The sequence below is a fragment of the Oikeobacillus pervagus genome (assembly GCF_030813365.1).
Taxonomy (GTDB): Bacteria; Bacillota; Bacilli; order Bacillales; family DSM-23947; genus Oikeobacillus; species Oikeobacillus pervagus.
Window position 1 is genome coordinate 18,636 of sequence record NZ_JAUSUC010000013.1, and the last position, 23,175, is coordinate 41,810.

The 23,175-nt window shown below is 37.8% G+C and carries 23 protein-coding genes; 7 read left to right on the top strand and 16 right to left on the bottom strand.

Going from position 1 to position 23,175, the window contains the following annotated elements; all coding sequences use genetic code 11:
• Positions 1-5: 5 nt before the first annotated feature.
• Both ystJ and dnaE read right to left on the bottom strand, forming a co-directional pair.
• Entirely contained in the window at positions 6-1,244 is a 1,239-nt protein-coding gene (gene ystJ / locus J2S13_RS06805) for an NADP-dependent malic enzyme (RefSeq protein ID WP_307256984.1), read from the bottom strand.
• Between the two features lie 108 nt (positions 1,245-1,352).
• Entirely contained in the window at positions 1,353-4,727 is a 3,375-nt protein-coding gene (gene dnaE, locus J2S13_RS06810; protein ID WP_307256985.1) for a DNA polymerase III subunit alpha, read from the bottom strand.
• A 212-nt stretch (positions 4,728-4,939) separates the two neighbouring features.
• On the opposite strand from dnaE, the gene ytrH reads away from it, so the two are divergent.
• Both ytrH and ytrI read left to right on the top strand, forming a co-directional pair.
• A complete protein-coding gene (gene ytrH, locus J2S13_RS06815) occupies positions 4,940-5,275 on the top strand; it encodes a sporulation membrane protein YtrH (RefSeq protein ID WP_307256986.1) in 336 nt (111 codons plus the stop codon).
• Positions 5,272-5,778, top strand: a complete 507-nt coding sequence (gene ytrI, locus J2S13_RS06820; RefSeq protein WP_307256987.1) for a sporulation membrane protein YtrI — start codon at positions 5,272-5,274, stop codon at positions 5,776-5,778. Before ytrH ends, ytrI begins: the two co-directional genes overlap by 4 nt.
• 36 nt (positions 5,779-5,814) lie before the next feature.
• On the opposite strand, the gene J2S13_RS06825 is transcribed toward ytrI, so the two are convergent.
• Positions 5,815-6,744 (bottom strand): DHH family phosphoesterase, encoded by a 930-nt coding sequence (locus tag J2S13_RS06825; protein ID WP_307256988.1) that lies wholly within the window; start codon positions 6,742-6,744, stop codon positions 5,815-5,817.
• A gap of 94 nt (positions 6,745-6,838) precedes the next feature.
• Here J2S13_RS06825 and J2S13_RS06830 point away from each other — a divergent pair, with 94 nt between their 5' ends.
• A complete protein-coding gene (locus tag J2S13_RS06830) occupies positions 6,839-7,138 on the top strand; it encodes a YtpI family protein (protein ID WP_307256989.1) in 300 nt (99 codons plus the stop codon).
• A gap of 345 nt (positions 7,139-7,483) precedes the next feature.
• On the opposite strand, the gene J2S13_RS06835 is transcribed toward J2S13_RS06830, so the two are convergent.
• The 3 genes from J2S13_RS06835 to J2S13_RS06845 form a co-directional block, all read right to left on the bottom strand.
• Complete coding sequence (locus J2S13_RS06835) at positions 7,484-8,803, bottom strand: CBS domain-containing protein (RefSeq protein ID WP_307256990.1); 1,320 nt, start codon at positions 8,801-8,803, stop codon at positions 7,484-7,486.
• 189 nt (positions 8,804-8,992) lie between these two features.
• Positions 8,993-9,241 (bottom strand): hypothetical protein, encoded by a 249-nt coding sequence (locus tag J2S13_RS06840; RefSeq protein ID WP_307256991.1) that lies wholly within the window; start codon positions 9,239-9,241, stop codon positions 8,993-8,995.
• A gap of 402 nt (positions 9,242-9,643) precedes the next feature.
• The gene (locus tag J2S13_RS06845; RefSeq protein WP_307256992.1) at positions 9,644-10,324 is read right to left on the bottom strand and encodes a metal-dependent hydrolase; all 681 of its coding nucleotides are present in this window, start codon (positions 10,322-10,324) and stop codon (positions 9,644-9,646) included.
• A 166-nt stretch (positions 10,325-10,490) separates the two neighbouring features.
• On the opposite strand from J2S13_RS06845, the gene J2S13_RS06850 reads away from it, so the two are divergent.
• Entirely contained in the window at positions 10,491-11,588 is a 1,098-nt protein-coding gene (locus J2S13_RS06850) for a M24 family metallopeptidase (protein ID WP_307256993.1), read from the top strand.
• 109 nt (positions 11,589-11,697) lie between these two features.
• Here the strand turns inward: J2S13_RS06850 and J2S13_RS06855 are convergent, their stop codons facing one another.
• Positions 11,698-11,859 (bottom strand): hypothetical protein, encoded by a 162-nt coding sequence (locus tag J2S13_RS06855; RefSeq protein WP_307256994.1) that lies wholly within the window; start codon positions 11,857-11,859, stop codon positions 11,698-11,700.
• Positions 11,860-11,981: 122 nt separating this feature from the next.
• Between J2S13_RS06855 and J2S13_RS06860 the strand changes: the two genes are divergently transcribed.
• The gene (locus J2S13_RS06860; RefSeq protein ID WP_307256995.1) at positions 11,982-12,428 is read left to right on the top strand and encodes a universal stress protein; all 447 of its coding nucleotides are present in this window, start codon (positions 11,982-11,984) and stop codon (positions 12,426-12,428) included.
• 171 nt (positions 12,429-12,599) lie between these two features.
• Here the strand turns inward: J2S13_RS06860 and argH are convergent, their stop codons facing one another.
• The 4 genes from argH to J2S13_RS06880 all read right to left on the bottom strand — a co-directional run bounded on the left by argH (position 12,600) and on the right by J2S13_RS06880 (position 17,758).
• Positions 12,600-13,970, bottom strand: a complete 1,371-nt coding sequence (gene argH, locus J2S13_RS06865; protein WP_307256996.1) for an argininosuccinate lyase — start codon at positions 13,968-13,970, stop codon at positions 12,600-12,602.
• Positions 13,967-15,175 (bottom strand): argininosuccinate synthase, encoded by a 1,209-nt coding sequence (locus J2S13_RS06870; protein WP_307256997.1) that lies wholly within the window; start codon positions 15,173-15,175, stop codon positions 13,967-13,969. The genes argH and J2S13_RS06870 overlap by 4 nt, the downstream gene beginning before the upstream one ends.
• 203 nt (positions 15,176-15,378) lie before the next feature.
• Complete coding sequence (locus J2S13_RS06875) at positions 15,379-16,362, bottom strand: bile acid:sodium symporter family protein (RefSeq protein ID WP_307256998.1); 984 nt, start codon at positions 16,360-16,362, stop codon at positions 15,379-15,381.
• Between the two features lie 10 nt (positions 16,363-16,372).
• Complete coding sequence (locus tag J2S13_RS06880; protein ID WP_307257000.1) at positions 16,373-17,758, bottom strand: FAD-binding oxidoreductase; 1,386 nt, start codon at positions 17,756-17,758, stop codon at positions 16,373-16,375.
• 202 nt (positions 17,759-17,960) lie between these two features.
• Here J2S13_RS06880 and J2S13_RS06885 point away from each other — a divergent pair, with 202 nt between their 5' ends.
• Positions 17,961-18,680, top strand: coding sequence for a FadR/GntR family transcriptional regulator (locus J2S13_RS06885; RefSeq protein ID WP_307257001.1), 720 nt, complete (start codon positions 17,961-17,963; stop codon positions 18,678-18,680).
• A 93-nt stretch (positions 18,681-18,773) separates the two neighbouring features.
• Positions 18,774-19,079, top strand: a complete 306-nt coding sequence (locus tag J2S13_RS06890; RefSeq protein ID WP_307257002.1) for a hypothetical protein — start codon at positions 18,774-18,776, stop codon at positions 19,077-19,079.
• A gap of 48 nt (positions 19,080-19,127) precedes the next feature.
• Here the strand turns inward: J2S13_RS06890 and J2S13_RS06895 are convergent, their stop codons facing one another.
• The 5 genes from J2S13_RS06895 to ytfJ all read right to left on the bottom strand — a co-directional run bounded on the left by J2S13_RS06895 (position 19,128) and on the right by ytfJ (position 23,155).
• The gene (locus tag J2S13_RS06895; protein ID WP_307257004.1) at positions 19,128-19,640 is read right to left on the bottom strand and encodes a MogA/MoaB family molybdenum cofactor biosynthesis protein; all 513 of its coding nucleotides are present in this window, start codon (positions 19,638-19,640) and stop codon (positions 19,128-19,130) included.
• Positions 19,637-20,479: an EcsC family protein gene (locus tag J2S13_RS06900; RefSeq protein ID WP_307257005.1), complete on the bottom strand. Its 843-nt coding sequence runs from the start codon at positions 20,477-20,479 to the stop codon at positions 19,637-19,639. The genes J2S13_RS06895 and J2S13_RS06900 overlap by 4 nt, the downstream gene beginning before the upstream one ends.
• 455 nt (positions 20,480-20,934) lie before the next feature.
• Complete coding sequence (locus J2S13_RS06905) at positions 20,935-21,927, bottom strand: class I SAM-dependent methyltransferase (protein WP_307257006.1); 993 nt, start codon at positions 21,925-21,927, stop codon at positions 20,935-20,937.
• A gap of 70 nt (positions 21,928-21,997) precedes the next feature.
• A complete protein-coding gene (tpx, locus tag J2S13_RS06910) occupies positions 21,998-22,495 on the bottom strand; it encodes a thiol peroxidase (protein WP_307257007.1) in 498 nt (165 codons plus the stop codon).
• Positions 22,496-22,687: 192 nt separating this feature from the next.
• Positions 22,688-23,155 (bottom strand): GerW family sporulation protein, encoded by a 468-nt coding sequence (gene ytfJ / locus J2S13_RS06915; protein WP_307257008.1) that lies wholly within the window; start codon positions 23,153-23,155, stop codon positions 22,688-22,690.
• Positions 23,156-23,175 lie beyond the last annotated feature (20 nt).

The window sequence follows — 23,175 nt, forward strand, 5'->3', positions numbered from 1 at the left end:
TAGAGTCACTCACCTTTACCGATTGTCGCTAGTTCCACTGTTTTTTGATGAATTTCGGATGGATTCACCTTAATTCTTGCTACTCCTGTCTCCATAGCTGTTTTTGCTACGCTTGCTGCAACAGCCGGGGCCACCCGAGGATCAAATGGACTAGGAATCACATAATCTGCTGAAAGTTCCTCTTTTGAAACTAAATCAGCGATGGCCTTTACAGCTGCATGTTTCATCTCCTCATTAATATGTGTTGCCTGCACATCGAGCGCTCCTCTGAATATACCAGGAAAAGCCAACACATTATTGACTTGATTAGGGAAGTCAGAACGTCCTGTTCCGATTACTTTTGCTCCCACTTCTTTCGCCTCATTTGGCATAATTTCCGGTGTTGGATTGGCCATGGCAAAAATAATAGGCTGATCATTCATTGATTGTACCATTTCTTTTGTTAAAGCTCCTGCTACCGAAACCCCAACAAAGACATCTGCATCTTTTAACACATCTGCAAGACTCCCTTGCTTATGCCCACGGTTCGTAAATTTAGCCACTTCTTTTTTCACTTTATTCATTCCGTAAGGGCGTCCCTCATAAATCGCTCCCTTAGAATCACACATCACAATGTCGCGAACACCAAAGCTTACGAGAAGCTTAATGATGGCGATCCCCGCTGCACCTGCACCACTTGCCACAACTTTAATATCCGTAATTTTTTTCCCAACTAATTTTAATGCATTCAATAATCCTGCTACCGTTACAATAGCGGTTCCATGCTGGTCATCATGGAAAACAGGGATATTCACTTCTTTTTTCAGTCTTTCTTCAATAACAAAACAATCCGGTGCTGCAATATCTTCTAAATTGACCCCACCAAAAGTAGGCTCCATTAATTTCACTGCTTCAATAATCTTTTCTGTATCTTTCGAATTTAAACAAATAGGGAAAGCATCAACACCCGCAAAGTTCTTAAATAAAAGGGCTTTTCCTTCCATTACAGGTAAAGAAGCTTCTGGCCCAATATTGCCTAAGCCAAGGACAGCTGTTCCGTTTGTGACGACCGCTACCATATTCCCTTTCATTGTATAGTCAAAAACCGTTTCTGGTCTCTCATAAATTTCTTTACAAGGATCAGCCACTCCCGGAGAGTAGGCCAGACTTAAATCTTTTTGATTTTTTAAAGGTACTTTTCCTACTGTTTCTAATTTACCTCGGTTTAATTTATGCATATGTAATGCTTCCTCACGAAGAGACAATCGGTTCACTCCTTCACAACAACTTTACCATCAGGTGGTCAGACCACATTTTTGTATACTATATAATATAAGTATAGGACATGTAAAGTGAATTAACCCTTCCACATCCTAACTTGGCTCTATAAAGGGCTTTAAAACGACACTTTCAGCTCCCAATATTTTTTTTAGCTCTTCCAAACATGAATCATTTGGTTCCACCCAATTTTTCCTTCTTAATTGGATGGTTCGATGATTGCTTTCATAAAATAAAATAACGACGGTGTTCCCTCTATATTTTTTTAATATAGAGTAGACTTGATTTAAGATGTCCTTTGTTTCATTATGATCGTTTATTTTTAAATATAATCGTTGTTTGGCCTCATTTGTCCATTCAATGGCTTCTTCTAGCTGGAATACAGCAGAAACGATGAATTGCAGTTTCCCATTTCGTTTTCCGATTTTCCCTTCTAATAGACCGATCTTGCCCTTTTGACATTTAGCCGAGTTCCGTTTATACACTTCTGGAAATACAACGGCATCTATATCCCCAGTATCATCAGATAAAGTGAGAAAAGCCATTACTTCCCCTTTCTTCGTCCGAATCGTTTTCATATCATTCATCATGACTCCCAACCGAATATTTCGCATTCCTTCTTTTACATCGATAATCGAAACCGTTGATAATACTGAAAAAACATCTTTATACGGCGTAACGGGATGATTGGACAAATAAAGGCCCAACACCTCTTTTTCAAATGACAATTGATGTTCTAATGTAAGCGGATCGACTTCTGTATATTTTGGCTTAGGGAAAAATTCTTCCCCGTCAAATAAATCACTCTGTTCATCCTGGAATGGTTTGACAATTTCAACATGGGCTAAAGCGGGATCGATACTGGCTAATAATGTAGCGCGGTCGACACCAAAATCATCCATCGCCCCAGAAAAAACAAGTGATTCTATCGTCTTTCGATTCACAGCTGAGGGGGACACCCTTAAACAAAAGTCAAATAGATCATGAAAAGAGCGGTCTTTTCGCGCACTAATGATTTCTCTGAGTGCCGCTACTCCTACCCCTTTAATTGCGCCAAGACTAAAGCGTATTCCGTCTTTTTCTACTCGAAAAGGGAATTGGCTTTTTTGAATGGAAGGTGGCAAAATGTTGATTCCCATTTCCTTTGCTTCCTTCACGTATTGAGCTATTTTTTCTTCATTTCCAATGACAGATGTAAATAATGCGGCCATAAAATACACGGGGAAATGAGCTTTTAAATAGGCAAGTTGGTAAGCAATAAAACTGTAGGCTACCGCATGACTTCGGTTAAATCCATAATTGGCAAATCGAACAATAAGATCATACATATCATGGGCGGTTTCTTCACTGTATCCACGCCCCAAAGACCCTTTAACAAAATGCTTTCTTTCACTTGTTAATACTTCTTTTTTCTTCTTACTTACCGCTCTACGCAATAGGTCTGCTTCTCCTAATGTAAAACCAGCCATTTTAGAGGCAATTTGCATGATTTGTTCTTGGTAGATCAGCACCCCATACGTTTTTTGTAAAATCCCTTTCAAATCTTCATGAGGATATTCCACCTTTTTCCCATGCTTACGTTCAATATATGTTGGAATATTTTCCATTGGACCCGGACGGTATAAGGCATTTACTGCCACAATATCTTCGAATTCAGTCGGTTTTAAAGTGGATAAAACCTTTCTCATTCCATCTGATTCTAGTTGAAAAACTCCCGTTGTATGGCCATCACTTAATAGTTGGAAAGTCTTTGGATCATCCATTGGGATTCGTGAAAGATCTACCTTTTGACCTGTTGAGAAATAAATGGATTCCATAATTCTCTCCAAAATCGTTAAATTACGTAGGCCGAGAAAGTCAATTTTTAGTAGACCGATTTTCTCTAATATATCCATAGGAAATTGCGTCAAAAAGATCCCATTATTGCCTTCTTGGACGGGAAGATGTTCCACTAACGGACGTTCTGTAATCACGACCCCCGCTGCATGTGTTGATGTATGTCTCGGTAACCCTTCTAATTTTAAAGCGGTTTGGAATAATTTTGCATGATTCTTTGATTCATGTACCCAATCTCGAAATGGCTTTGATTGATCATAGACATCTTTTAATGTGATTCCCAATCGCGTCGGAATCATTCTTGAAAGTTGCTCAAGTTCTTTCGTGTTAAAACCAAATGAACGGGCAACATCTCTCATCACAGCCTTGGCTGACAATGTTCCAAACGTAATAATTTGTGCAACATGTAAATCTCCATATTTATTTTTCACATATTCGATCACTTCATCCCTACGATGGTCAGGGAAATCTAAATCAATATCAGGCATGGTAATTCTTTCCGGGTTTAAGAAACGTTCAAATAGCAAGTCATACTCTAAAGGATCTACCTTTGTGATCTGAAGAACATAGGCCACTAGAGACCCTGCAGCTGATCCTCTCCCAGGCCCTGTCAATATTCCTTGTTCTCTTGCATATTTCATAAAATCCCAAACAATTAAAAAATAATCACTAAATCCCATTCGAGTGATAATATCCAGTTCATATTGAAGTCTTTCGACATATGTTTTCTCATTTTCTTTGCCAATTTTTTTTAATCCTGAATAACAAAGTTGATATAATACATCCTTCGCACTTCTCCCTTCAGAAACTGGATACTTCGGAAGCAATGTTTGATTAAATAAGATTTCGACTTGGCATTGTTTTGCGATGTCGATTGTAGATTGGAGTGCACTTGGGTAGGCTTCAAAAAGTTCTTGCATCTCTTTTTTTGTTTTTAAATGATATTCCCCGATAACTTGCTCTTCCCTCTCTTCTGATAATTTTTTTCCGTCTCGAATCAGAAGGGCACATTGATAAGCAAAGGAATCTTCTTTATGTAAAAATCTCACATCATTCGAGACTATACATGGTAGTTGTAATTTTTCACTTAAAGAAAGCAAGTGGGGAAGGATTTTCTTCTCTTCAACCTTTTGATGGTTTTGTAGACTTAAATAAAAACAATTTTTTGCAAAAAACTTTTGGTATGTCAAAATCGCCTGTTCTGCTTTTGCAATGTCTTCATGGAGTAAATGGTATTCCACTTCCCCTTCTAATCCAGGAGTAAAGGCCAATAAACCCTCGGAATACGCTTTTAACCATTTAGCCGGTACTCCAGTTTTCGATTTCGTTTGGACGGCGCTAGAAAGCTTTAATAAATTCTGATACCCCTTTTGGTTTTTAGCAAGTAAAACAAGAGGAAACGATTGCTCCTCCCCCGTTACACTGAACACATCTAAAGTCAAACCTATAATGGGCTTAATCCCTTTCTCTTTACAGGCCTGATAAAAAGGGATGACACCATACATGACATTTCGATCTGTAATGGCAAGCGCCTGAAACTCGAGCTCTTTCGCTCGATGAATGAGCTGATCGATTGAAATCGTACTTGATAAAAGACTATAACCTGTTGTTATTTGTAAATGAACAAATGACAAGGTCACACACACCCTTTTCTTTGTCTAGCCGCCCCCCTCGAATCGTTGGGGGCCTTCCGTTTTCTAAACACTCTTTTGAATTCATTATAGAGGTGAAAATGATAAAAGGAAAATATGTTCTCTTTTCATACATAGGTAGAGATGTCCATATATTGATAGAAGAGGTGTTTCATACAAAAGAAAGATCATGTAAATGAATGGAGTGGATTCTATTGGCAGAGGCCTTTTTTCCAGAGTTTTTTAAATGTTTTTTTATTGCACTTGGTGTTATGCTTGGCGGGTCATTTATTGGAGGGCTAGCCTCCTTTATTACAGGAAAACCACCCTTAACGGAAATTTATCAAATTTCTAGTAGTTTAAGAATTTGGGCGATTATTGCCAGTATCGGAGGAACCTTTGATACATTATATAGTTTTGAAAAAGGGTTTCTTGATGGTGATACGAAAACTTTATTTAAACAGTTTTTATTTATACTATCTGCCATGGGTGGAGCACAGACAGCGGCTCTTATTATTTCTTGGTTCACACAGGAGCATATATCTTCATGAGAGTTCCGCAAATTTCAAAAAAGAAAAATTGGCAAATCTTCTTATCGGGAGTAACCATCGGTGGTTGTATAAGCTGGCTTATTTTCATTTACATGTTTGGGGTCCTTCAAGAGGAGCAAACGAATATCATCGAACGTCAAAAAGCAGATATCACAGATCTAAAATCACATATATCGATCTGGCAAGAGGAATTTAAGAAGTTGAATAAAAAGAATCAAGAAATGCTGACTGTTCAAAAGGTCGAAGTGAAGATCACCAATTTTGACCGATATAAAATTGAGGATTCCCATAGTATCTTTGAAGTGGAAGAAATGATAAAGGAAGATTTGAATGTCCTTTTAGCAAAGGATTTAAATACGGTGTATCAAAATAAAGATCTTATTAAGAAAACCATTGAAAACAAAACGGTGAAAATAAATGATAAGAGATATAATGTGAAAGTGAAAGAGATATATTTTTTTACAAAAGTACAAATTTATTTAGAGTTACGGCTTGCGACTTAATAGAAAGAGCAGGTACTCCCCGCTCTTTCTATCCCTTTAACAAATCGACTCTAATTCTTTCATTACCTCATCTACTTCTTCCCAATGATAAATGGAAGCTCCTGCTGCAAGTGGATGACCGCCACCATTAAATTTCTTGGCCACTTCGTTTATAATCGGTCCTTTTGAACGAAGGCGAACACGGATCTGATCATCCTCTTCAATAAAGAATGCCCATGCTTTTATATCTTTTACATTTCCTAAACTGCTGACAAGTTGAGACGCCTCTGGAACGGAAACATCAAACTGTTCCAATAATTCTTTTCGGATGACCATTGAGGCAATTCCATTTGGACGCCACTCGAAATTTTGTAAAATAAATCCTTGTAGCTTTAATACTTTAGGATCGACTTCATACATTTTATTAAATAAATTGGTTCGGTCAAAATCATACCGTATTAGATCTCCTGCATAGTCAAATGTTTTATTTGTTGTACTTGGATAGATAAATCTTCCTGTATCCCCGACAATTCCCGCAAAAAGTAGCCGTGCCGCTTCATCCGTCATCTTTAATCCATCCTCTTTATGGCTTAAATAAAAATTATAAATCATTTCACTGACAGAGCTTGCCGATGTATCCACCCATCTCATATCACCATATGGATCTTCATTCGGATGATGATCAATTTTAATTAAATAGCTACCAAGAGAATAACGTTTATCACATATACGCTCTTGATTGGCCGTATCACAAACAATCACAAGTGCACCCTCATACTGATCATCAGAAATTTCATCCATCTTTCTCATGAAAGATAAAGAAGGCTCATCATTTCCAACTGCGTAAATTTGTTTATCTGGAAAAGATGTTTTTAAGATTTCAACTAATCCCCCTTGCGAACCATATGCGTCTGGGTCTGGTCGAACATGTCGGTGCACAATAATCGTAGAATACTCTTTCACTTTTTCTAATATCTTTTTTTTCATACTGAAATCCCCTTCTTATATAATGGTAGAATTTATTCGACAAAATCGTTAAAATAAAAGAACAACGATTGTTTCATTTGGAGGTTATACAGAGATGCCCGTTTTAGTATTTTTTATCGTCGTTTCTTTTTCTTTTTATATTTTTTATAAAGTTAAGTACGTCCGAAGCCGTCTTCCAATGGAAAAGAAATGGCTTTCAGCTAAATCTAGTATGGCACTTGGGTTATTTGTCGGTTTATTTGGTATTAATACTGTTTTCATTCAACAAACCACAGTGGGGTTTATCGTAGCAGGTGTTTTTGTCCTCATTGGTTTTGCAAGCTTTTGGGCTGGAATGAAATCTTACCGCTTTCATTTGCCATATGTGAAAAAAGAAGCAGAAGAGCTAGAATAAAGTGAACTACCCGTCAATGAATTGACTGAGCTTCTCGCTTCATCGGGTGGTCTATCGACCTGCCCTCCACGAAGGTTCATTCCGAACCTTGCAATGGTTTCAAATGAGTGGGTCTTTCCCACATGACAGGCATTATTTTACGTGGTGACTGTTCTTTCTTCACCACAACCCCATATAATGCAGTTTTCAAAGAACACTTGTTCTTGTAAGTAGTATATCATGTTTTGTCTTGCCATCCCACAAGGGGATTTCGACAAAAGCGTACTCTCATCTCTCCTCTAATGAGGTAGAGGATTCCCGTCCGCAATCCTAAAATGGCCGTTTCCTTTTAATAGGAGCGGCTTTTTAGCTGCGCTCGATAAGCTGGCACATCATTAATACTTTCCCAACAAGGGTTCCTTCATTAAAAACTTCCACATCCACTTTTCCAAATTTACGTCCTACTTCCAAAACCTTTGGACAAACTTCAATCATGCTTTCCATCTGAACCGGTTTTAAAAAATAGACCGTAATATTTTCGACTACTAAGTCCCCTTTCTTCAATAGTCGCAATGCTCGATTGGCCGCCTCTGCTACTATGGTTGTAAACACACCGTAGGAAATCGTTCCAAGCTGATTCGTCATTTGTGGTGTTACTTCAAATTTGTATGTATCTTGATTGCCTTTTTTCGTATCCACCATTTCTAATTGATTTGTCACAATATCATCAATCGTTTCTCCAACTTGAGGTTGTCTTTGTGTCATTTGCAATGCTTTTAAAACATCTTGACGGCTAATGATTCCTTGCAATTTATTTTGATCATCTACTACAGGTAAAACTTCTATTCCTTCCCAAATCATAATATGAGCTGCTGAAGCAACACTTGTACGTACGCTTACAGTAATAGGGTTTTTGGTCATCACTTTTTCAATGGACAAATCGGATTCAAATCCCATAATGTCTTTCGCTGTAACCATCCCTTGAACTTTCATTTGTCTGTCAACTACTGGAAAGCGACTATGAAAGGTCTCTTTATTTTTATCGATCCACTCTTCAACCGTCGCCTCTAACATTAAATAAACGGTTTTCTCTAATGGTGTAAGAATATCCCCCACAAGCGTGATTTCTTTTTTGATGAGTTGGTCATAGATCGCACGATTAATCATCGTGGCAACGGTGAAAGTATCATAGCTTGTCGAAATAACGGGAAGCTCTAATTCATCCGCTAGTTTTTTTACATGTTCTTCAGTATCAAACCCACCTGTAATTAATACAGCGGCTCCAGCTTGTAGCGCATGTTCATGGGCCTTCGTCCGATTTCCGACGATTAATAAGTTTCCTGCCCCAGTATATCTCATCATCGCATCAAGCTTCATGGCCCCAATGACAAATTTATTCAATGTCTTATGAAGTCCTGTTCGACCACCCAATACTTGCCCATCCACGATATTAATCACTTCGGCATATGTGAGCTTTTCAATGTTTTCTTTTTTCTTCTGTTCGATACGAATGGTCCCTACACGTTCAATCGCACTCACAAATCCTTTAATTTCTGCGTCTTTAATTGCACGATAAGCAGTCCCCTCACTGACACTTAACGCTTTCGCAATTTGCCTGACAGAGATCTTTTCTCCAATAGACAATCCCTCAATATAATGTAATATTTGTTCATGTTTAGTAGCCAAACTCTTCACCTATTCCTTTCCCGTTCATCCAGTATCTATATTATAAAATGAATGACTATGCGATTCAATAATGTCGAGTGCATGAAACTTTAATCATAAAAAAAGTGGGCGTCCATCCTTATTGGATACAATCGCCCATCTAGTATAGTTTACCATATCCCCTCTTTTTTAAAAGAAACATTGCTTAGCTTACCCATATGATCGCATGGAATCTTTTTTTATTTTCTTAGGTGTTGATAATGATGTGGAAAGTTTCTCCACTCTTGTTGGACTATACAATGAGGCAGATAAATTGCCAGCAATCACAATTATGGCAAATACAAGCCAAACCACCGAGAAAAGCCCCTCTATACCAGAAGCATAAATATTTAATCGTGGAACAGCATAATAAAGTAACAGACCTGCAAGTAGTAAGATTAAAATGTATTTCTGTCTCATTTTACTCCCCCTTCTCTACATATTATGCATATCCGACGCTATTATTGATTAAAAGAAAAAGCCATGGATCCAAACTTTCCTATTACTTAACATCATGCTCCCTTAAAGATGCTTTAGTTTACCGTTAGGCATATTCCGATAGTTTCATAGGATAGAGAAGTTTATGATGGAAGTGAAAACGATTGGGTTATAAGGAAAATAATTCCAAGAGGGGATTTGCAATTTCATGTTAAAATCCGGGCACAGAACAGAAAATTTTATAAAAGGTTTTACTGCCCTTTAAGGTGGGATAAACGGGGAAAAAAGGTTGTCCCTAATAGTGCTAACTTCATTTCTACTCTTTAAATTCGAGAGAGCTAGCATTATTTTGAGGACAACCCCATTCTTCATCTAGGTCGAAATTTAAATGTCAAGAACATCCCCAGGATTCATCACTTTTCCAATGTCACCTTCTAATAAAGTAAGGAATTTTTGCGGATCTTGTTTAATTGGTGGGAAGGTATTGTAATGAACTGGAACCACTTTCTTCGCTTTTAGAAACTTAGCTGCTAAGGCAGCATCTTCTGGACCCATTGTGAAATTATCCCCAATCGGCAAGAAAGCTAGATCGATCGGATGAAGCTCCCCAATTAATTTCATATCTGAGAATAGGCCTGTGTCCCCTGCATGGTAAATCGTTTTCCCCTCTACCATCATTAACACCCCTGCTGGCATTCCCATATATAAAAATTCTCCATCCACTGTCTCTAAACCGCTTCCATGAAAAGCTTGCGTGAATTTCACTTTTCCAAAATCAAATGAATAAGAACCCCCAATATGCATCGGATGGGTATTTAAACCTTGGTGACTTAAGTAAACCGCTAGTTCATTCACTGCGATCACGAGCGATTGATTTCTTTTAGCTAATTCAACCGTATCGCCCACATGGTCTCCATGTCCATGTGTCAAAATGATGACATCTGGCTTTTCATCTTCTACTTTTAAATCAGTCAATTCGTTTCCATTGATAAATGGATCGATTAAAATCGTTTTACCTTTTGTTTCAATTTTGACGACTGAATGTCCGTGATATGATACTTTCATTTATGAAAACTCCTTCCTTATACAATGTTCCTTTGCACATATTCGCTTAAACTGTAGCTTTTTCCTGCAAAATAATCAACTGCATAGGCAGGAAGTTTACATTCCCCTATCAGTTTTGATACCCTTTTATATAGTAAATATTTTTATAAGTGAGGAATCATACAACATGAATCAAAGACTTGAAAATCTAATGGACTGGATGAAAGAGAAAGAGATTGATTTTTCCTTTATCACCTTACCTGATAATGTGTTTTACTTAAGTGGTTTTCGAAGTGACCCTAATGAACGCCTGTTAGCCATTGGGGTGTTCGCTGAAAAAGAACCTTTTCTAATCTGTCCCCAAATGGAAATTGAAGATGCGAAGCGAGCTGGATGGGGATATGAGTTAATCGGTTACACGGATATTGAAAACCCATGGGAAATGATTGAAAGAAGCACAAATAGCCGTGTCTCATCTATTCGTAAAATCGCTATTGAAAAAGAGCATTTAAACGTGGAACGTTTTGAACAATTACAATATTGTTTTTCCGATGCTGCTTTTATCGGCGCAGAAGAAAAGCTTCATCAACTTAGAATGATCAAAGATGAGCACGAACTCAACTTATTAAGAAAGGCCGCTGAATATGCCGATCTGGCTGTTCAAGCAGGGGTAAATGAAATTACAGAAGGGAAATCTGAGCTTGAGATCCTTGCCGCGATTGAATTTGAAATGAAAAAGCAAGGGATTGCGGAAATGTCTTTCTCAACAATGGTTCTAACTGGGAAAAATGCAGCTTCTCCACATGGCACTCCAGGAGTAACCAAAGTGAAAAAAGGAGATCTTGTCTTATTCGATTTAGGAGTCGTATATGAAGGCTATTGTTCTGACATCACTAGAACTGTAGCTTATGGTGATCTAAACGATAAGCAATTGGAAATATACGAAACGGTGTTAAAAGCAGAAAAAGCTGCCGTTCATGCAGTAAAACCAGGGGTAAAAGCAAAAGAATTAGATTTAACCGCTAGAAAAATCATTGCGGAAGCAGGCTATGGAGATTATTTCCCTCATCGCTTAGGCCATGGTTTAGGAATTAGTGTTCATGAATATCCTTCCCTAACAGAGACAAACGAACTCAAAATCGAACAAGGAATGGTCTTTACAATTGAACCTGGTATTTATGTACCAGAAATCGCAGGTGTACGAATTGAAGATGATGTATATGTGACGGAAACAGGTGTTGAAGTATTAACTAAGTTTCCGAAAGAATTACAAATAGTTAAATAATTCAGTGGAGGTTTTACTGCCCGTTAAGGCAGGATGATAGGGAGGCTGTCTCATCCCTTCCTTGATCCTAAAGGTCATAGAAAATTTTGAGACAGCCCCCTCTTTATCCCTAACCTAAATCCTTTTCAACCACTTCGATTTCTCTCCCCTGATCAAAATGATCAACGACTCCAGTTGAATAAGCCTCCATTATTTGGTCTGTTACTTCTTGGATAGCTTGGGAATCGAAAGAAAAAACTTCATTCTTTTCACGTAATTTCAACTTCTTCACTCCTTTGTTCACCTTTTCGTAATAAAAGACAAAATTTTGTAACTCTTTTATAGAATTTGATAAAAACTTACTGCTATTCAACCATTTTTATTGTAAAATCTAGTAAAAGGGAGGTATAAGCTATGACAATGAAATATGAAAATATTGTTGTTGCAGTTGATGGTTCTAAAGAAGCAGAATGGGCATTTAAAAAATCAATTGAAATTGCAAAACGTAATGACGCAACTATTAACCTTGTACATGTGATTGATACTCGCTCTTTCGCTGCTATTGAAGCGTATGACCGTTCTATTGCTGAGCGTGCCGAAAAATATGGAAATGAATTACTTGATGACTATAAAAAACAAGCGGAAGAAAAAGGAGTCACATCTATTAACACTTTTGTTGAATATGGCTCACCAAAAGTAGTGATTTCAAAAGATATTGCGAAAAAAGTGGAAGCAGATTTAATCATTTGTGGGGCTACAGGATTAAATGCGGTGGAACGTTTCTTAATTGGAAGCGTTTCCGAACATATTATTCGTTCCGCCCGTTGCGATGTTCTTGTTGTACGAACTGATAAAGAATAAGAAGGTAAGATCACCAATAGAAAAAGCTGTCCTAAAAAGGGGATTCCTTCTAGGACAGCTTTTTTATTTCAAACAGGGATCGTCCCTTAAAGCTGAAACCCATGATTCCAACCATTCAATAGAGAAATAACAAAAAAAGGGCTATCCTGCATAACAACAGCCCTTTTTTTATTAAATCAATTGTTGTCCTGTTTTAATTTGTTGTTTCACTTGCTCGAACCCTGTTCCGCCAAGAGAATTTCTTCTCTTCACTGCTTGGAAAGGGGATAGCACTTCATAGATATCTTCTTCAATAACTTGTGAAGCTTCTTTTAAATCCTCCATGGACAAATCGGCTAAATAACATTGATTATGAATGCAATGGAGAACAAGTTTCCCAACAATTTCATGAGCTTCCCTAAATGGAATGCCTTTTGTTGCTAAATAATCTGCTAATTCTGTTGCATTCGAAAAATCATGGTGAACAGCATCATGCAAACGCTTTTCATTTACTTTCATCGTTTCAATCATGCCTGTAAAGATCTTCAATGAGCCGATAACCGTATGTACAGTATCAAACATTCCCTCTTTATCTTCCTGCATGTCCTTGTTGTAGGCTAATGGTAAACCTTTAAGAACCGTTAACAAGGAGAATAGATTTCCATACACGCGTCCCGTTTTCCCACGAATAAGCTCGGCCATATCAGGATTTTTCTTTTGTGGCATAATACTACTTCCCGTGGAAAATGTATCATCCATTTCGATAAATTGAAACTCCTGACTTGACCAAAGAATCATTTCCTCGGCAAGACGAGATAAATGCATCATCATAATGGAAGAGGCACTCAAGAACTCTAAAATGAAATCCCGATCACTTACAGCATCCATACTATTCTCATAAACAGATGAAAAATTTAAAAGGGATGCCGTCAACTTACGGTCTATCGGAAATGTCGTTCCTGCAAGGGCACCTGACCCAAGTGGTGAAACATCCGTACGCTTTATTCCCTCTTGAAAACGTTCCTTATCCCGTTGAAGCATCCAAAAATACGCCATTAAATGATGGCCAAAGGAAATAGGTTGGGCCCTTTGCAAATGGGTATAGCCAGGTGCAAGTGTCTCAACATGCACCTCAGCTTTTTTTAGGATTACTTCTTGAAACTTCTCGATTAATTCAATAATGAAAGACACTTGCTTCTTTAAATATAGATGCATATCTGTCGCAACTTGGTCATTACGGCTTCTTCCTGTATGAAGTTTTCCACCGACTGGGCCAATTTCATCGATAAGATGTTTTTCTAAATTTAAATGGATGTCCTCTTGATCCGTTGAGAAAGAAAGTTCTTCATTAAGGACTTTTTCTTTTAATTTGTTTAATCCCGCTTTTATTTGCTCTGCTTCCTCATTTGTCAGAATCCCACACTTACCAAGCATGGTAACATGAGCCAAACTTCCTTCAAGATCTTCAAACACTAATTCTTGGTCAAATGAGATGGAAGCTCCGAATTCGTCTACCCATTTTTCTGCTGATTTTTGGAAACGTCCGCCCCATAATTTTTTCATGCTTGAACCTTCTCCTTATCTTGATGAACCATTGAATTCACAACTGTTGGAAGTCCCCAAAGTTCAATGAAACCAACCGCTGCATTATGATCAAATTCATCCTCTTTTGTATAAGTCGCTAATTTTTCATTGTATAAGGAAAAATCTGATTTTCTTCCTTCAACGATTGCATGCCCTTTGAATAATTTCACACGTACTGTACCTGTTACAAATTTTTGAGATTCATTTAAGAATGCTTGAAGCGCACTTTTTAATGGTGAGAACCATAATCCTTCATATATAAGCTCCGTCATTTTCTTTTCGATGATCGGTTTGAAGTGTGCTAATTCTTTTACTAGTGTTAAATCTTCCAGTTCTTTATGAGCCGTAATTAATGTCATTGCGCCTGGACATTCATACACTTCTCTTGATTTAATCCCTACAAGACGGTTTTCTACATGGTCAATTCTTCCAACTCCATGTTTTCCAGCTACTTCGTTCAATTCAAGAATTAATTCAGCCAATGTATAAGATTTTCCATTTAGTGTAACAGGAACTCCTTTTTCAAATCCGATTTCAATGATTTCTGGTGTATCTGGAGTATCTTCAAGACTTGCTGTTAAATCATAAGCATCTTCTGGTGGCGCAGCCCACGGATCTTCTAAAATTCCACACTCATTACTTCTTCCCCATAGGTTTTGGTCAATTGAATATGGGCTATCTAAGTTGATTGGAACAGGGATTCCTCTTTCTTTTGCATATTCAATTTCTTCTTCTCTTGACCATTTCCAATCACGGACAGGAGCTAGCACTTCAAGATTTGGATTTAATGCTTTAATAGATACTTCAAAACGCACTTGGTCATTTCCTTTTCCCGTACATCCATGTGCGACTGCAACTGCTCCTTCTTTCTCAGCTACTTCAACTAATTTTTTAGAAATAAGTGGTCTAGAAAGTGCAGAAACGAGCGGATACTTCCCTTCATATAGTGTGTGTGCTTGAAGAGCTGTTAATGCATAATCATTTGCATACTCCTCTTTTGCATCGATCATATAACTTTCAACCGCACCTACTTGCAATGCTTTCTCTTGGACAAACTGCAAATCCTTTCCTTCACCTACATCTAAACAACATGCAACCACTTCGTACCCTTTATCAATTAACCATTGTATCGCTACGGAAGTATCTAAGCCCCCAGAATAAGCAAGAACGACTTTTTTTCCCATAATGTATATCCTCCTTGAAAAGTATAATTATTCATATAATTTTATTTTTATTCCTGTTTAATATGAATAAAGAATATCACTTTCTCCCATACGTTTCAAGTAGTTATTGCATAAAAATTTATTATTTTTTAAATTTATTAGTTTAATTGGATACTACATCTCTTAAAAACAGCCTTTTCACAAAGAAAAGACTGTTTTACACATTAAATATGTGCATCTTTCGTATGATTGGATGGATGTGAATGAGATAGTTGCTCTTGCTCCACAGGCTTTTTCGACCAATATGTGGCGAGAATCGGTCCAGAAATATTATGCCAAACAGCACCAACAACACTTGGCAATGCAGCTAATGGACCAAAATGAGCGGTGGCCAAAGCGACTCCTAAGCCAGAATTCTGCATGCCAACTTCTATGGAGATCGCCCGACGATTACTTTCATCCAGGCCGAGTATACGTGCCACAACATACCCAAGGAATAACCCGAACGTATTATGAAGCATCACAGCCATGAAAATAATGAATCCCGCTGAAGCGATTGTTTCCGCATTCCCAGAAACGACAGCCGAAACGATCGTAATAATCGCAAGGACCGAAATTAAGGGAATCACATGGATACTTTTATCCACTACACTTGGTAAAAATCTTCGAACGACAAGGCCTAAAATAATCGGAATAATGATCACTTGAATAATAGACATAAACATCGCCATTGTATCTACAGGCATCCATTGTCCAGCCAACCATAGCAAAATAAATGGTGTAACAATTGGGGCTAATAAAGTAGAAACCGATGTCATCGCGATCGACAATGGTACATTCCCTTTCGCTAGATACACCATTACATTTGAAGCGGTTCCCCCCGGAACAGATCCCAATAACACGAGTCCCGCAGCTAATTCGGCTGGCATATTCAATAAATACGCAATCGCAAAACTAGTGAGCGGCATGATGATAAACTGTGCACAAACACCAATGATGACCGGAAGTGGCTTAGTAAATACAATCTTAAAATCATTCGCCTTTAGTGTTAATCCCATCCCAAACATCACAATTCCTAATAGGATCGTAATATATCCTTTAAAAAATAAAAATGGGGCAGGGATAAAAAAAGCAATACAAGCAATTAAAATGACCCAAAGAGCAAAATACTTCCCAGCTAACATACTGATGGTTTCTAGAATCTTCATCTATATAGCCCTATTTCCCCATCTTCAAAATTTTATTAGGATTGAATAAATGGTGTGGGTCAAGTGCTTGTTTGATTTTTCTCATAACATTCAGGGCCTCTCCATGCTCTTTTTCTTGGTATTTCTGTTTCCCTATGCCTACCCCATGTTCTCCTGTACAAGTTCCTCCACGTTCTAATGCATACATCACAATCTGTTCATTAAAATCATCTGCTTTGGCCACCTCTTCTTTATCATTCATGTCAATCATTAAGAGAACATGAAAGTTTCCATCTCCAACATGGCCAACGATTCCCCCATTTAATCCTAATAAATCAAGCGTCTTTCTTGAATGGTGAATAGCCCCCGATAATTCAGAGATTGGAAGGCATACATCTGTGACCATTAGCTTTTTCCCTGGATATCCATGAACATATGCATAAGCTAAATGATGACGAGCTTCCCATAACCGGTGGCGGGCAGCATTGTCTGTTTCAAATTCGATCCCTACACAGTTTTTATCCAAAACAATTTCCTTCATAAATTGGACATCCTGTTTTAATCCAGCCTCATTCCCATGAAACTCTAAAAATAGTGTCGGTTGTTCTTTATAGTCTGTTTCACTATATTGATTTACTTGCTTCATAGAGGGCTCATCTACAAGCTCCACTCTTGCAACTGGAATACCAGCCTGTAAAATAGCTACAACCGCTTCTACCGCATCATCAACCGTTGGAAAGGATGCTCTGGCCGCCAATATGTATTCTGGGATCCCGTAAACTCTTAATGTTAATTCCGTAAAACAACCTAATGTCCCTTCAGACCCAACAAAAAGACCATTCAAATGATAACCAGAAGAAGATTTCGCTGCTAAATTTCCTGTATGAATAATAGAACCATCTGCAAGAACCACTTCTAAATCACGAACTTGGTCGCGCATGACACCGTATTTGACCGCTGTAGTTCCGCTAGCATTTGTTGCTGCCATTCCTCCCATCGTCGCATCAGCCCCAGGATCGACTGAAAAAAACAAACCATATTTTTTTAACTCTTTATTCAATTGTGAGCGTGTCACTCCAGGTTGAACCTTTACTAGAAAGTCATTTTCCCGGATCTCTAATACTTTATTCATAAGTGAAAAATCGATGGTCATTCCCCGATCATACGGGATGACATGTCCTTCTAAACTTGAACCAAGACCAAATGGAACGACCGGCACTTGATACTGATTTGCGAGCTTAATTACCTCACTCACCTCTTTAGTCGTCATCGGAAACACCACGACATCTGGCTTACTGATCGCATGATAGGATTCATCTTTGCTATGCTGCTCCAAAACCGTCTCATTTATCGAAACTTGACTCTCTGATAAAATCTCTTTTAATTCTGCTACAAATTCATCTGTTGCTCTATTCATTACTCTTTCCCCCGCTTTATTTTTTTAGAAACTCGTTTTTATCAATATAATTGGTCCTACCAAACTTTAATTGGTCTAACCATTTTTATTATACCTATATGTCTGAAAATATCAATAATTGAAACATTTCGTAAAATTGATTAAATTACTTAGTTCCGGTATGATAATTACAATTTAAGTGATGAAGAAGGATGTGACTTAAATGGCACCGCAATCAAAGAAAAAAACTTACCAAGTGATTGTGGATCAACTAAAAGAACACTTCTTAAACGGTGATATGAAGCAAGGAGATAAACTTCCAACTGAAAGGGAACTGGCTAGCCAATTCAAGGTTAGTCGAACATCGGTAAGGGAAGCACTTCGTAAATTAGAAATGAAAGGGATCATTGAGACTAGGCAAGGAAGTGGTAGTTTTATAAAATCAATAGAATTTCAATCTTTCGGAGAGGAGCTTTCCTCTGCTATTGTAAATACAGAGAGAAAACTCGTCTATGAAATGCTTGAACTTCGCCGTGTGCTTGAGATGGAGTGCGCTTACCTTGCTTCCCATAGAGCAACCTCAAAAGATTTGGAGAAAATCCGTCAAGCGCTTGAAGACATGGTGATTGCCAAAAACGATGTGGAATTGGGATTGAAAGCAGATGTGAATTTTCATATCAATATTGTCAGCGCCTCTAACAACACGATCTTTTTAACATTAATTCAAACACTTAACGGGCAACTGCAAGATAACATCCGGGCTACTCGTATGCAAAGGTTTTCAAACCCTGAACGTATAGAGGATACGATCGATGAACATAAACAAATTTATTTAGCGATTGCTTCTGGCAATGGCGAACTTGCGAAGAATTTAATGGAAAATCATATTTTACAGATCAGAAAAGAATTTGCGGAATCATCATTGCACCATTTGAAGGGCTAGAATAAAGTTAATAGTGAACATGTACATCGCCTAGCAATAGTGCCAATCCAATTGTTAATTTTAACCGCTAAAATAAAAAAAGGACTGAGAAAATTGACTTTCATTTATAATAAGCGTCTCGGTATTCGCATTCCTGCATGGACGAAAAATTGGGAGGATTATAAGGAAGAGGAACAAAAGAAAATCATCGATAATTGGGAAGTCATTCGAGGAAAAATTCCCGATCGTATTAAAGAAATTGAAAACCTGATTAATTACAAGCAAAGCCAATTAGAGGAAGAGGAGAACTTTCAAAAGTCATGCAGCCTAAACAGTGAAATTAGTCATCTAGCCTCTACGATTAATGATTTATGGATTTGGTTTCGAACCGATCCCCAAATTTCATTTTCTAAAGATTAGATTAAACCAAAACAAGGTAAAAGCCAGCATCCTATTCGATACTGGCTTTTACTTTGTTTTTTTTATTTCACTTACAATATGCCCTATTTCTGGGAGAATTAATTTATTCATAGCTAATTTCACAGCACCTGTAGACCCAGGCATAGCAAATATCGCCACTTGCTTTAATACACCTGCGGCAGCTCTTGAAAGAATCGCTGCAGAACCAATATCCTCTGTATAGCTCAACATTCGGAATATTTCACCAAATCCGGATATTTCTTTTTCAAACATTGGTTGCACCGTTTCAATCGTTACATCTCGAGGGGCCAGTCCAGTTCCCCCATTTAGAAGAATGACATCGATTTGTCCTGAATTGATGAACGATTGAATAGTAGACTGAATCGGTGTTTTTTCATCTTTCACGATTTCATGAAAAACGACTTCATGTTGATGTTGATGAAGAAGATCTTTTATAAGTAATCCACTTTTATCTGTTTCTTTTGTCCTCGTATCACTAATAGTAATGATTCCAACCACTATTCGTTTCGCTGCATTCTTTTTATGTTCGATTACACTCACGATTGATCCTCTCTTTTCGCTTGTAAATAACGGTATTGATAATACTTTTCTGCATATTGTGTGACCTTTCTTGTTAACTGGTAATTGATTCCGGCCCCAATTGCCATACTGATGATCGGCCATTTGGATGTTTTTTTCTTGCTGAATAAAGAAATTGCCATTAACTTCATGATTTGTTTCAGCGGTTCCTGTAACCAAGTGGCATTCGTTAATTGCTCACTACCATCATAAAAATATAATGAATCCTTCGTCTCAAGATCATCCAATAAGTTTTCCCATCCATACATTTTCATATGATTCGGTAAAGTTGCCGCATGAAACACTTTTAATGACATCATCATCTCATACGGAATCCTGACATCATAACCATAGGTCATTGCCGTTAATTGGACGGTTCGTAAATTAATAATGGCCATTAATGGGAAGTCCGTCATCATTGTGACTCCTCCACCTGAACCCGTGACCCCTCCTTGTATGAAGGAATATAGTCGATGCCTTGCTGTGTGCTGCTGATTTAAATAATGCAGCTGATCAATCGTTAATTTTTTCATATCGGAAAGATCCTGTAGAGCCGGATGAAAGGAACGAGCCGACGATAAAATTTGTTCTCTTGCCTCACTTTGAATAGTTGAACCTTGCAATAATGAATGTAAATGGAATAACCATTGATCTAACTTTGAATAAAACTTTTGTTGCACCTCTTCAGGAATGGTTGAAAAAGTCGCATCTAACCATTTTACATATGTATTGGTCAAATCATTTCCTTCATATTGATATAATGATTTCTCCCATTCGACAATTTCATTCCAAACCACTTCATCTCTATTGGACCAAGCCATCACCAAACCTCCTACATAGAAGTTTTCAATTGTTTTTTTAGTATATCATATTTGTTTGTCACGTCTGGGAAGTCGCTTCCGCTTTTTATTTAATCTAGCTATGGCTCCTTGTGGCTCGAGGTCAAGTGTCAATCTCCTACTGAGGGAAAAAGCACCCTTTTTCGGATCTTGTCACTTGCTTGTCGCAGCAGAACAGTCGCCTCCGCTTTTTTAATCTAGCTAGCTGCGGCTCCTAGACGCTCGAGGTCATCTGCTCTTCCTTTCTGTCGCAAATTGCGCGACGCCAAGGATGATCAGATGCTTGTCGCGTCTGATCAGTCGCCTCCGCTTTTTATTTAATCCAGCTGCGGCTCCTTGCTGCTCGAGGTCAAGTGTCAATCTCCTACTGAGGGAAAAAACACCCTCTTTCGGATCTTGTCACTTGCTTGTCGCAGCAGGACAGTCGCCTCCGCTTTTTATTTTTTATTTTCTTTTATCCATGCGTCTATTTGGATGATTATTTTTTCCATTGCTTCTTTGTTTTTTAATGATGGTAGATTGGCTAGTAATACTTGTTTTGGTGCTTGGATGGAAGGTGCTTTCTTTTGTAAAATCAAAATGCTTTTGGCGTTGTGTTTATTTTTAAACATTGATATAGGGAGTTGGATGACGCTTTGTATATGCACATATTTTTTTAATAGTTCATGAAGTTTTGGTGCTTGTTCTGACTCAAATAATCCATTTGGAATAAGGAAAAATAAGTATCCTCCTTGTTTCGTATGTTTGATGCTTTGCTCAATAAATAAATGATGAGCATATGTATGGCCTTCTTCCACACTAACTTCATAGTCTTTTGCTCTTTCATCATTCGGATAATAACCAACTGGTAAATCACATACCGTTACATCAACTGGGTTAACAAACATTGGCTCCAAAGAATCTTGATTATAAAATTGCACAGTTTGTTCTAATAAGTTGGCCCCAAGAAAAGCTAATTTAATTAATAAATCATCTATATCAAGGCCATAAGCTTCCAATTGCTTGCCTTGTAGTTGATTCAAGATCGTGGCTAATAAATTGCCACTTCCACAAGCTGGGTCCATGATGGTCCATTCATTTTGTTCGTTTATAAATTTTTCGATTAGAAAGCTTACGAACATTCCAATGGAGTCGGGTGTCATTTGATGATTTGGTTGAACATATTCCTTCATCCCTTTTAAAATCGCCAATTGATACGCTTTTCGTATTTGTTCCTTCGTAAAAAAATCAAGGGAGTTTTCCTCAAGTATCTTCATAACCCTTTTCTTTGTGAAATCACTTAACTCTTCTTGTAGAATCTTGTGATGAAAAATATCTTCAACCGTTTCAGCTAATGCTTCTAAATAGGTACATGATAGTTCCTCCTGTAGAATCATAGCGATTTCATTAAATTGATTAAATAATCTCTCTACTGGGACATGTGTTTTCATCATGATTTCCCCTCTCTTATCTTTCAAAATAAAGAAACCGAACGAAACAATCTCGTCCGGCATTATTCCATTACTTTGCAGATTTTGCCGCTTCGATGGCAGCTTCGTAATTAGGATGGTCCGTACCTTCCTTCACATACTCTACATATGTAACCTTATCTTGACTATCCACGACGAAAATAGACCGTGCTAACAAACGTAATTCCTTCATATGGACACCATAGGCTTCTCCAAAAGATAAATCACGATGATCGGAAAGCACTTGAATGTTTTCGATTCCTGCTGCAGCGCACCAACGCTTTTGCGCAAATGGCAAGTCAACTGAAATGGTTAAAATTTGCGCATCAAGTTTCGATGCTTCTTCATTAAAACGACGAGTTTGAGCATCACAAACACCCGTATCAATGGAAGGGACGACACTAATGAGTCGAACTTTTCCCTTACTATCATTCAGTGTAACCTCTGATAAGTCATTCGCCAATACTGTGAAATTAGGAGCAGTATCTCCCACTTTCACTTCTTGTCCAACAAGTGTCATCGGATTCCCTTTAAATGTGACATTTGCCATCTAGATCCCTCCAATAAATGTTTTTAATTCCTTTCCATCATACTGAAAAGAGGAAATGAAAAGCAAATAATATTCATTATCATATCGTAACGGATATAAAATCCCATGAAATGAATTTTCACTTAATCCCTTTCCCTTCTCATAGAAAAAGAAAGGTGACTTTCTAGTTTGAAAGTTCCTTTCTCTCCTTAACTATATACCAAGGTCTTGTTGTGGATAACTATTTTGATTTGAATTCATACTTTTTTGTTGATTTTGGCTAGAATTATTTTTGTTAAACATCGATTGGATTTTGTCGATGGCGCCTGGTGCAAGATCTAGGATTTTGTCGAGCAAATGAGTGTTTTCATCTAAGTGTAACATTTTTACACCTTGATTATTTACAATGAGAAAAGCAATTGGAGTGATTGATACTCCGCCTCCACTACCGCCACCAAATGGCTGCTTTTGTTGTTGTGACTGGTTCCCATTTTGCCCTTTCTTTTCAATGATAAATTCACTTCCACCTGCAGCAAACCCAAAACCTACTTTGGAAACAGTAAGGATAACACTTCCGTCTGGGGTCTCTACAGGATCACCGATAATCGTATTCACATCAATCATTTCTTTTAAATTTTCCATGGCCGTCGACATCAAACCTTGTATTGGATGATCTGTCATATTGTCTCCTCCCATTTTGT

Bases quoted from the DNA above. Each gene is read 5' to 3' on its own strand.
- ytrI (WP_307256987.1), top strand. From the start codon at position 5,272: ATGAGAGTTCCGCAAATTTCAAAAAAGAAAAATTGGCAAATCTTCTTA.
- J2S13_RS06825 (WP_307256988.1), bottom strand. From the start codon at position 6,744: ATGAAAAAAAAGATATTAGAAAAAGTGAAAGAGTATTCTACGATTATT.
- J2S13_RS06830 (WP_307256989.1), top strand. From the start codon at position 6,839: ATGCCCGTTTTAGTATTTTTTATCGTCGTTTCTTTTTCTTTTTATATT.
- J2S13_RS06840 (WP_307256991.1), bottom strand. From the start codon at position 9,241: ATGAGACAGAAATACATTTTAATCTTACTACTTGCAGGTCTGTTACTT.
- J2S13_RS06845 (WP_307256992.1), bottom strand. From the start codon at position 10,324: ATGAAAGTATCATATCACGGACATTCAGTCGTCAAAATTGAAACAAAA.
- J2S13_RS06850 (WP_307256993.1), top strand. From the start codon at position 10,491: ATGAATCAAAGACTTGAAAATCTAATGGACTGGATGAAAGAGAAAGAG.
- J2S13_RS06860 (WP_307256995.1), top strand. From the start codon at position 11,982: ATGACAATGAAATATGAAAATATTGTTGTTGCAGTTGATGGTTCTAAA.
- argH (WP_307256996.1), bottom strand. From the start codon at position 13,970: ATGAAAAAATTATGGGGCGGACGTTTCCAAAAATCAGCAGAAAAATGG.
- J2S13_RS06870 (WP_307256997.1), bottom strand. From the start codon at position 15,175: ATGGGAAAAAAAGTCGTTCTTGCTTATTCTGGGGGCTTAGATACTTCC.
- J2S13_RS06875 (WP_307256998.1), bottom strand. From the start codon at position 16,362: ATGAAGATTCTAGAAACCATCAGTATGTTAGCTGGGAAGTATTTTGCT.
- J2S13_RS06880 (WP_307257000.1), bottom strand. From the start codon at position 17,758: ATGAATAGAGCAACAGATGAATTTGTAGCAGAATTAAAAGAGATTTTA.
- J2S13_RS06885 (WP_307257001.1), top strand. From the start codon at position 17,961: ATGGCACCGCAATCAAAGAAAAAAACTTACCAAGTGATTGTGGATCAA.
- J2S13_RS06900 (WP_307257005.1), bottom strand. From the start codon at position 20,479: ATGGCTTGGTCCAATAGAGATGAAGTGGTTTGGAATGAAATTGTCGAA.
- J2S13_RS06905 (WP_307257006.1), bottom strand. From the start codon at position 21,927: ATGAAAACACATGTCCCAGTAGAGAGATTATTTAATCAATTTAATGAA.
- tpx (WP_307257007.1), bottom strand. From the start codon at position 22,495: ATGGCAAATGTCACATTTAAAGGGAATCCGATGACACTTGTTGGACAA.
- ytfJ (WP_307257008.1), bottom strand. From the start codon at position 23,155: ATGACAGATCATCCAATACAAGGTTTGATGTCGACGGCCATGGAAAAT.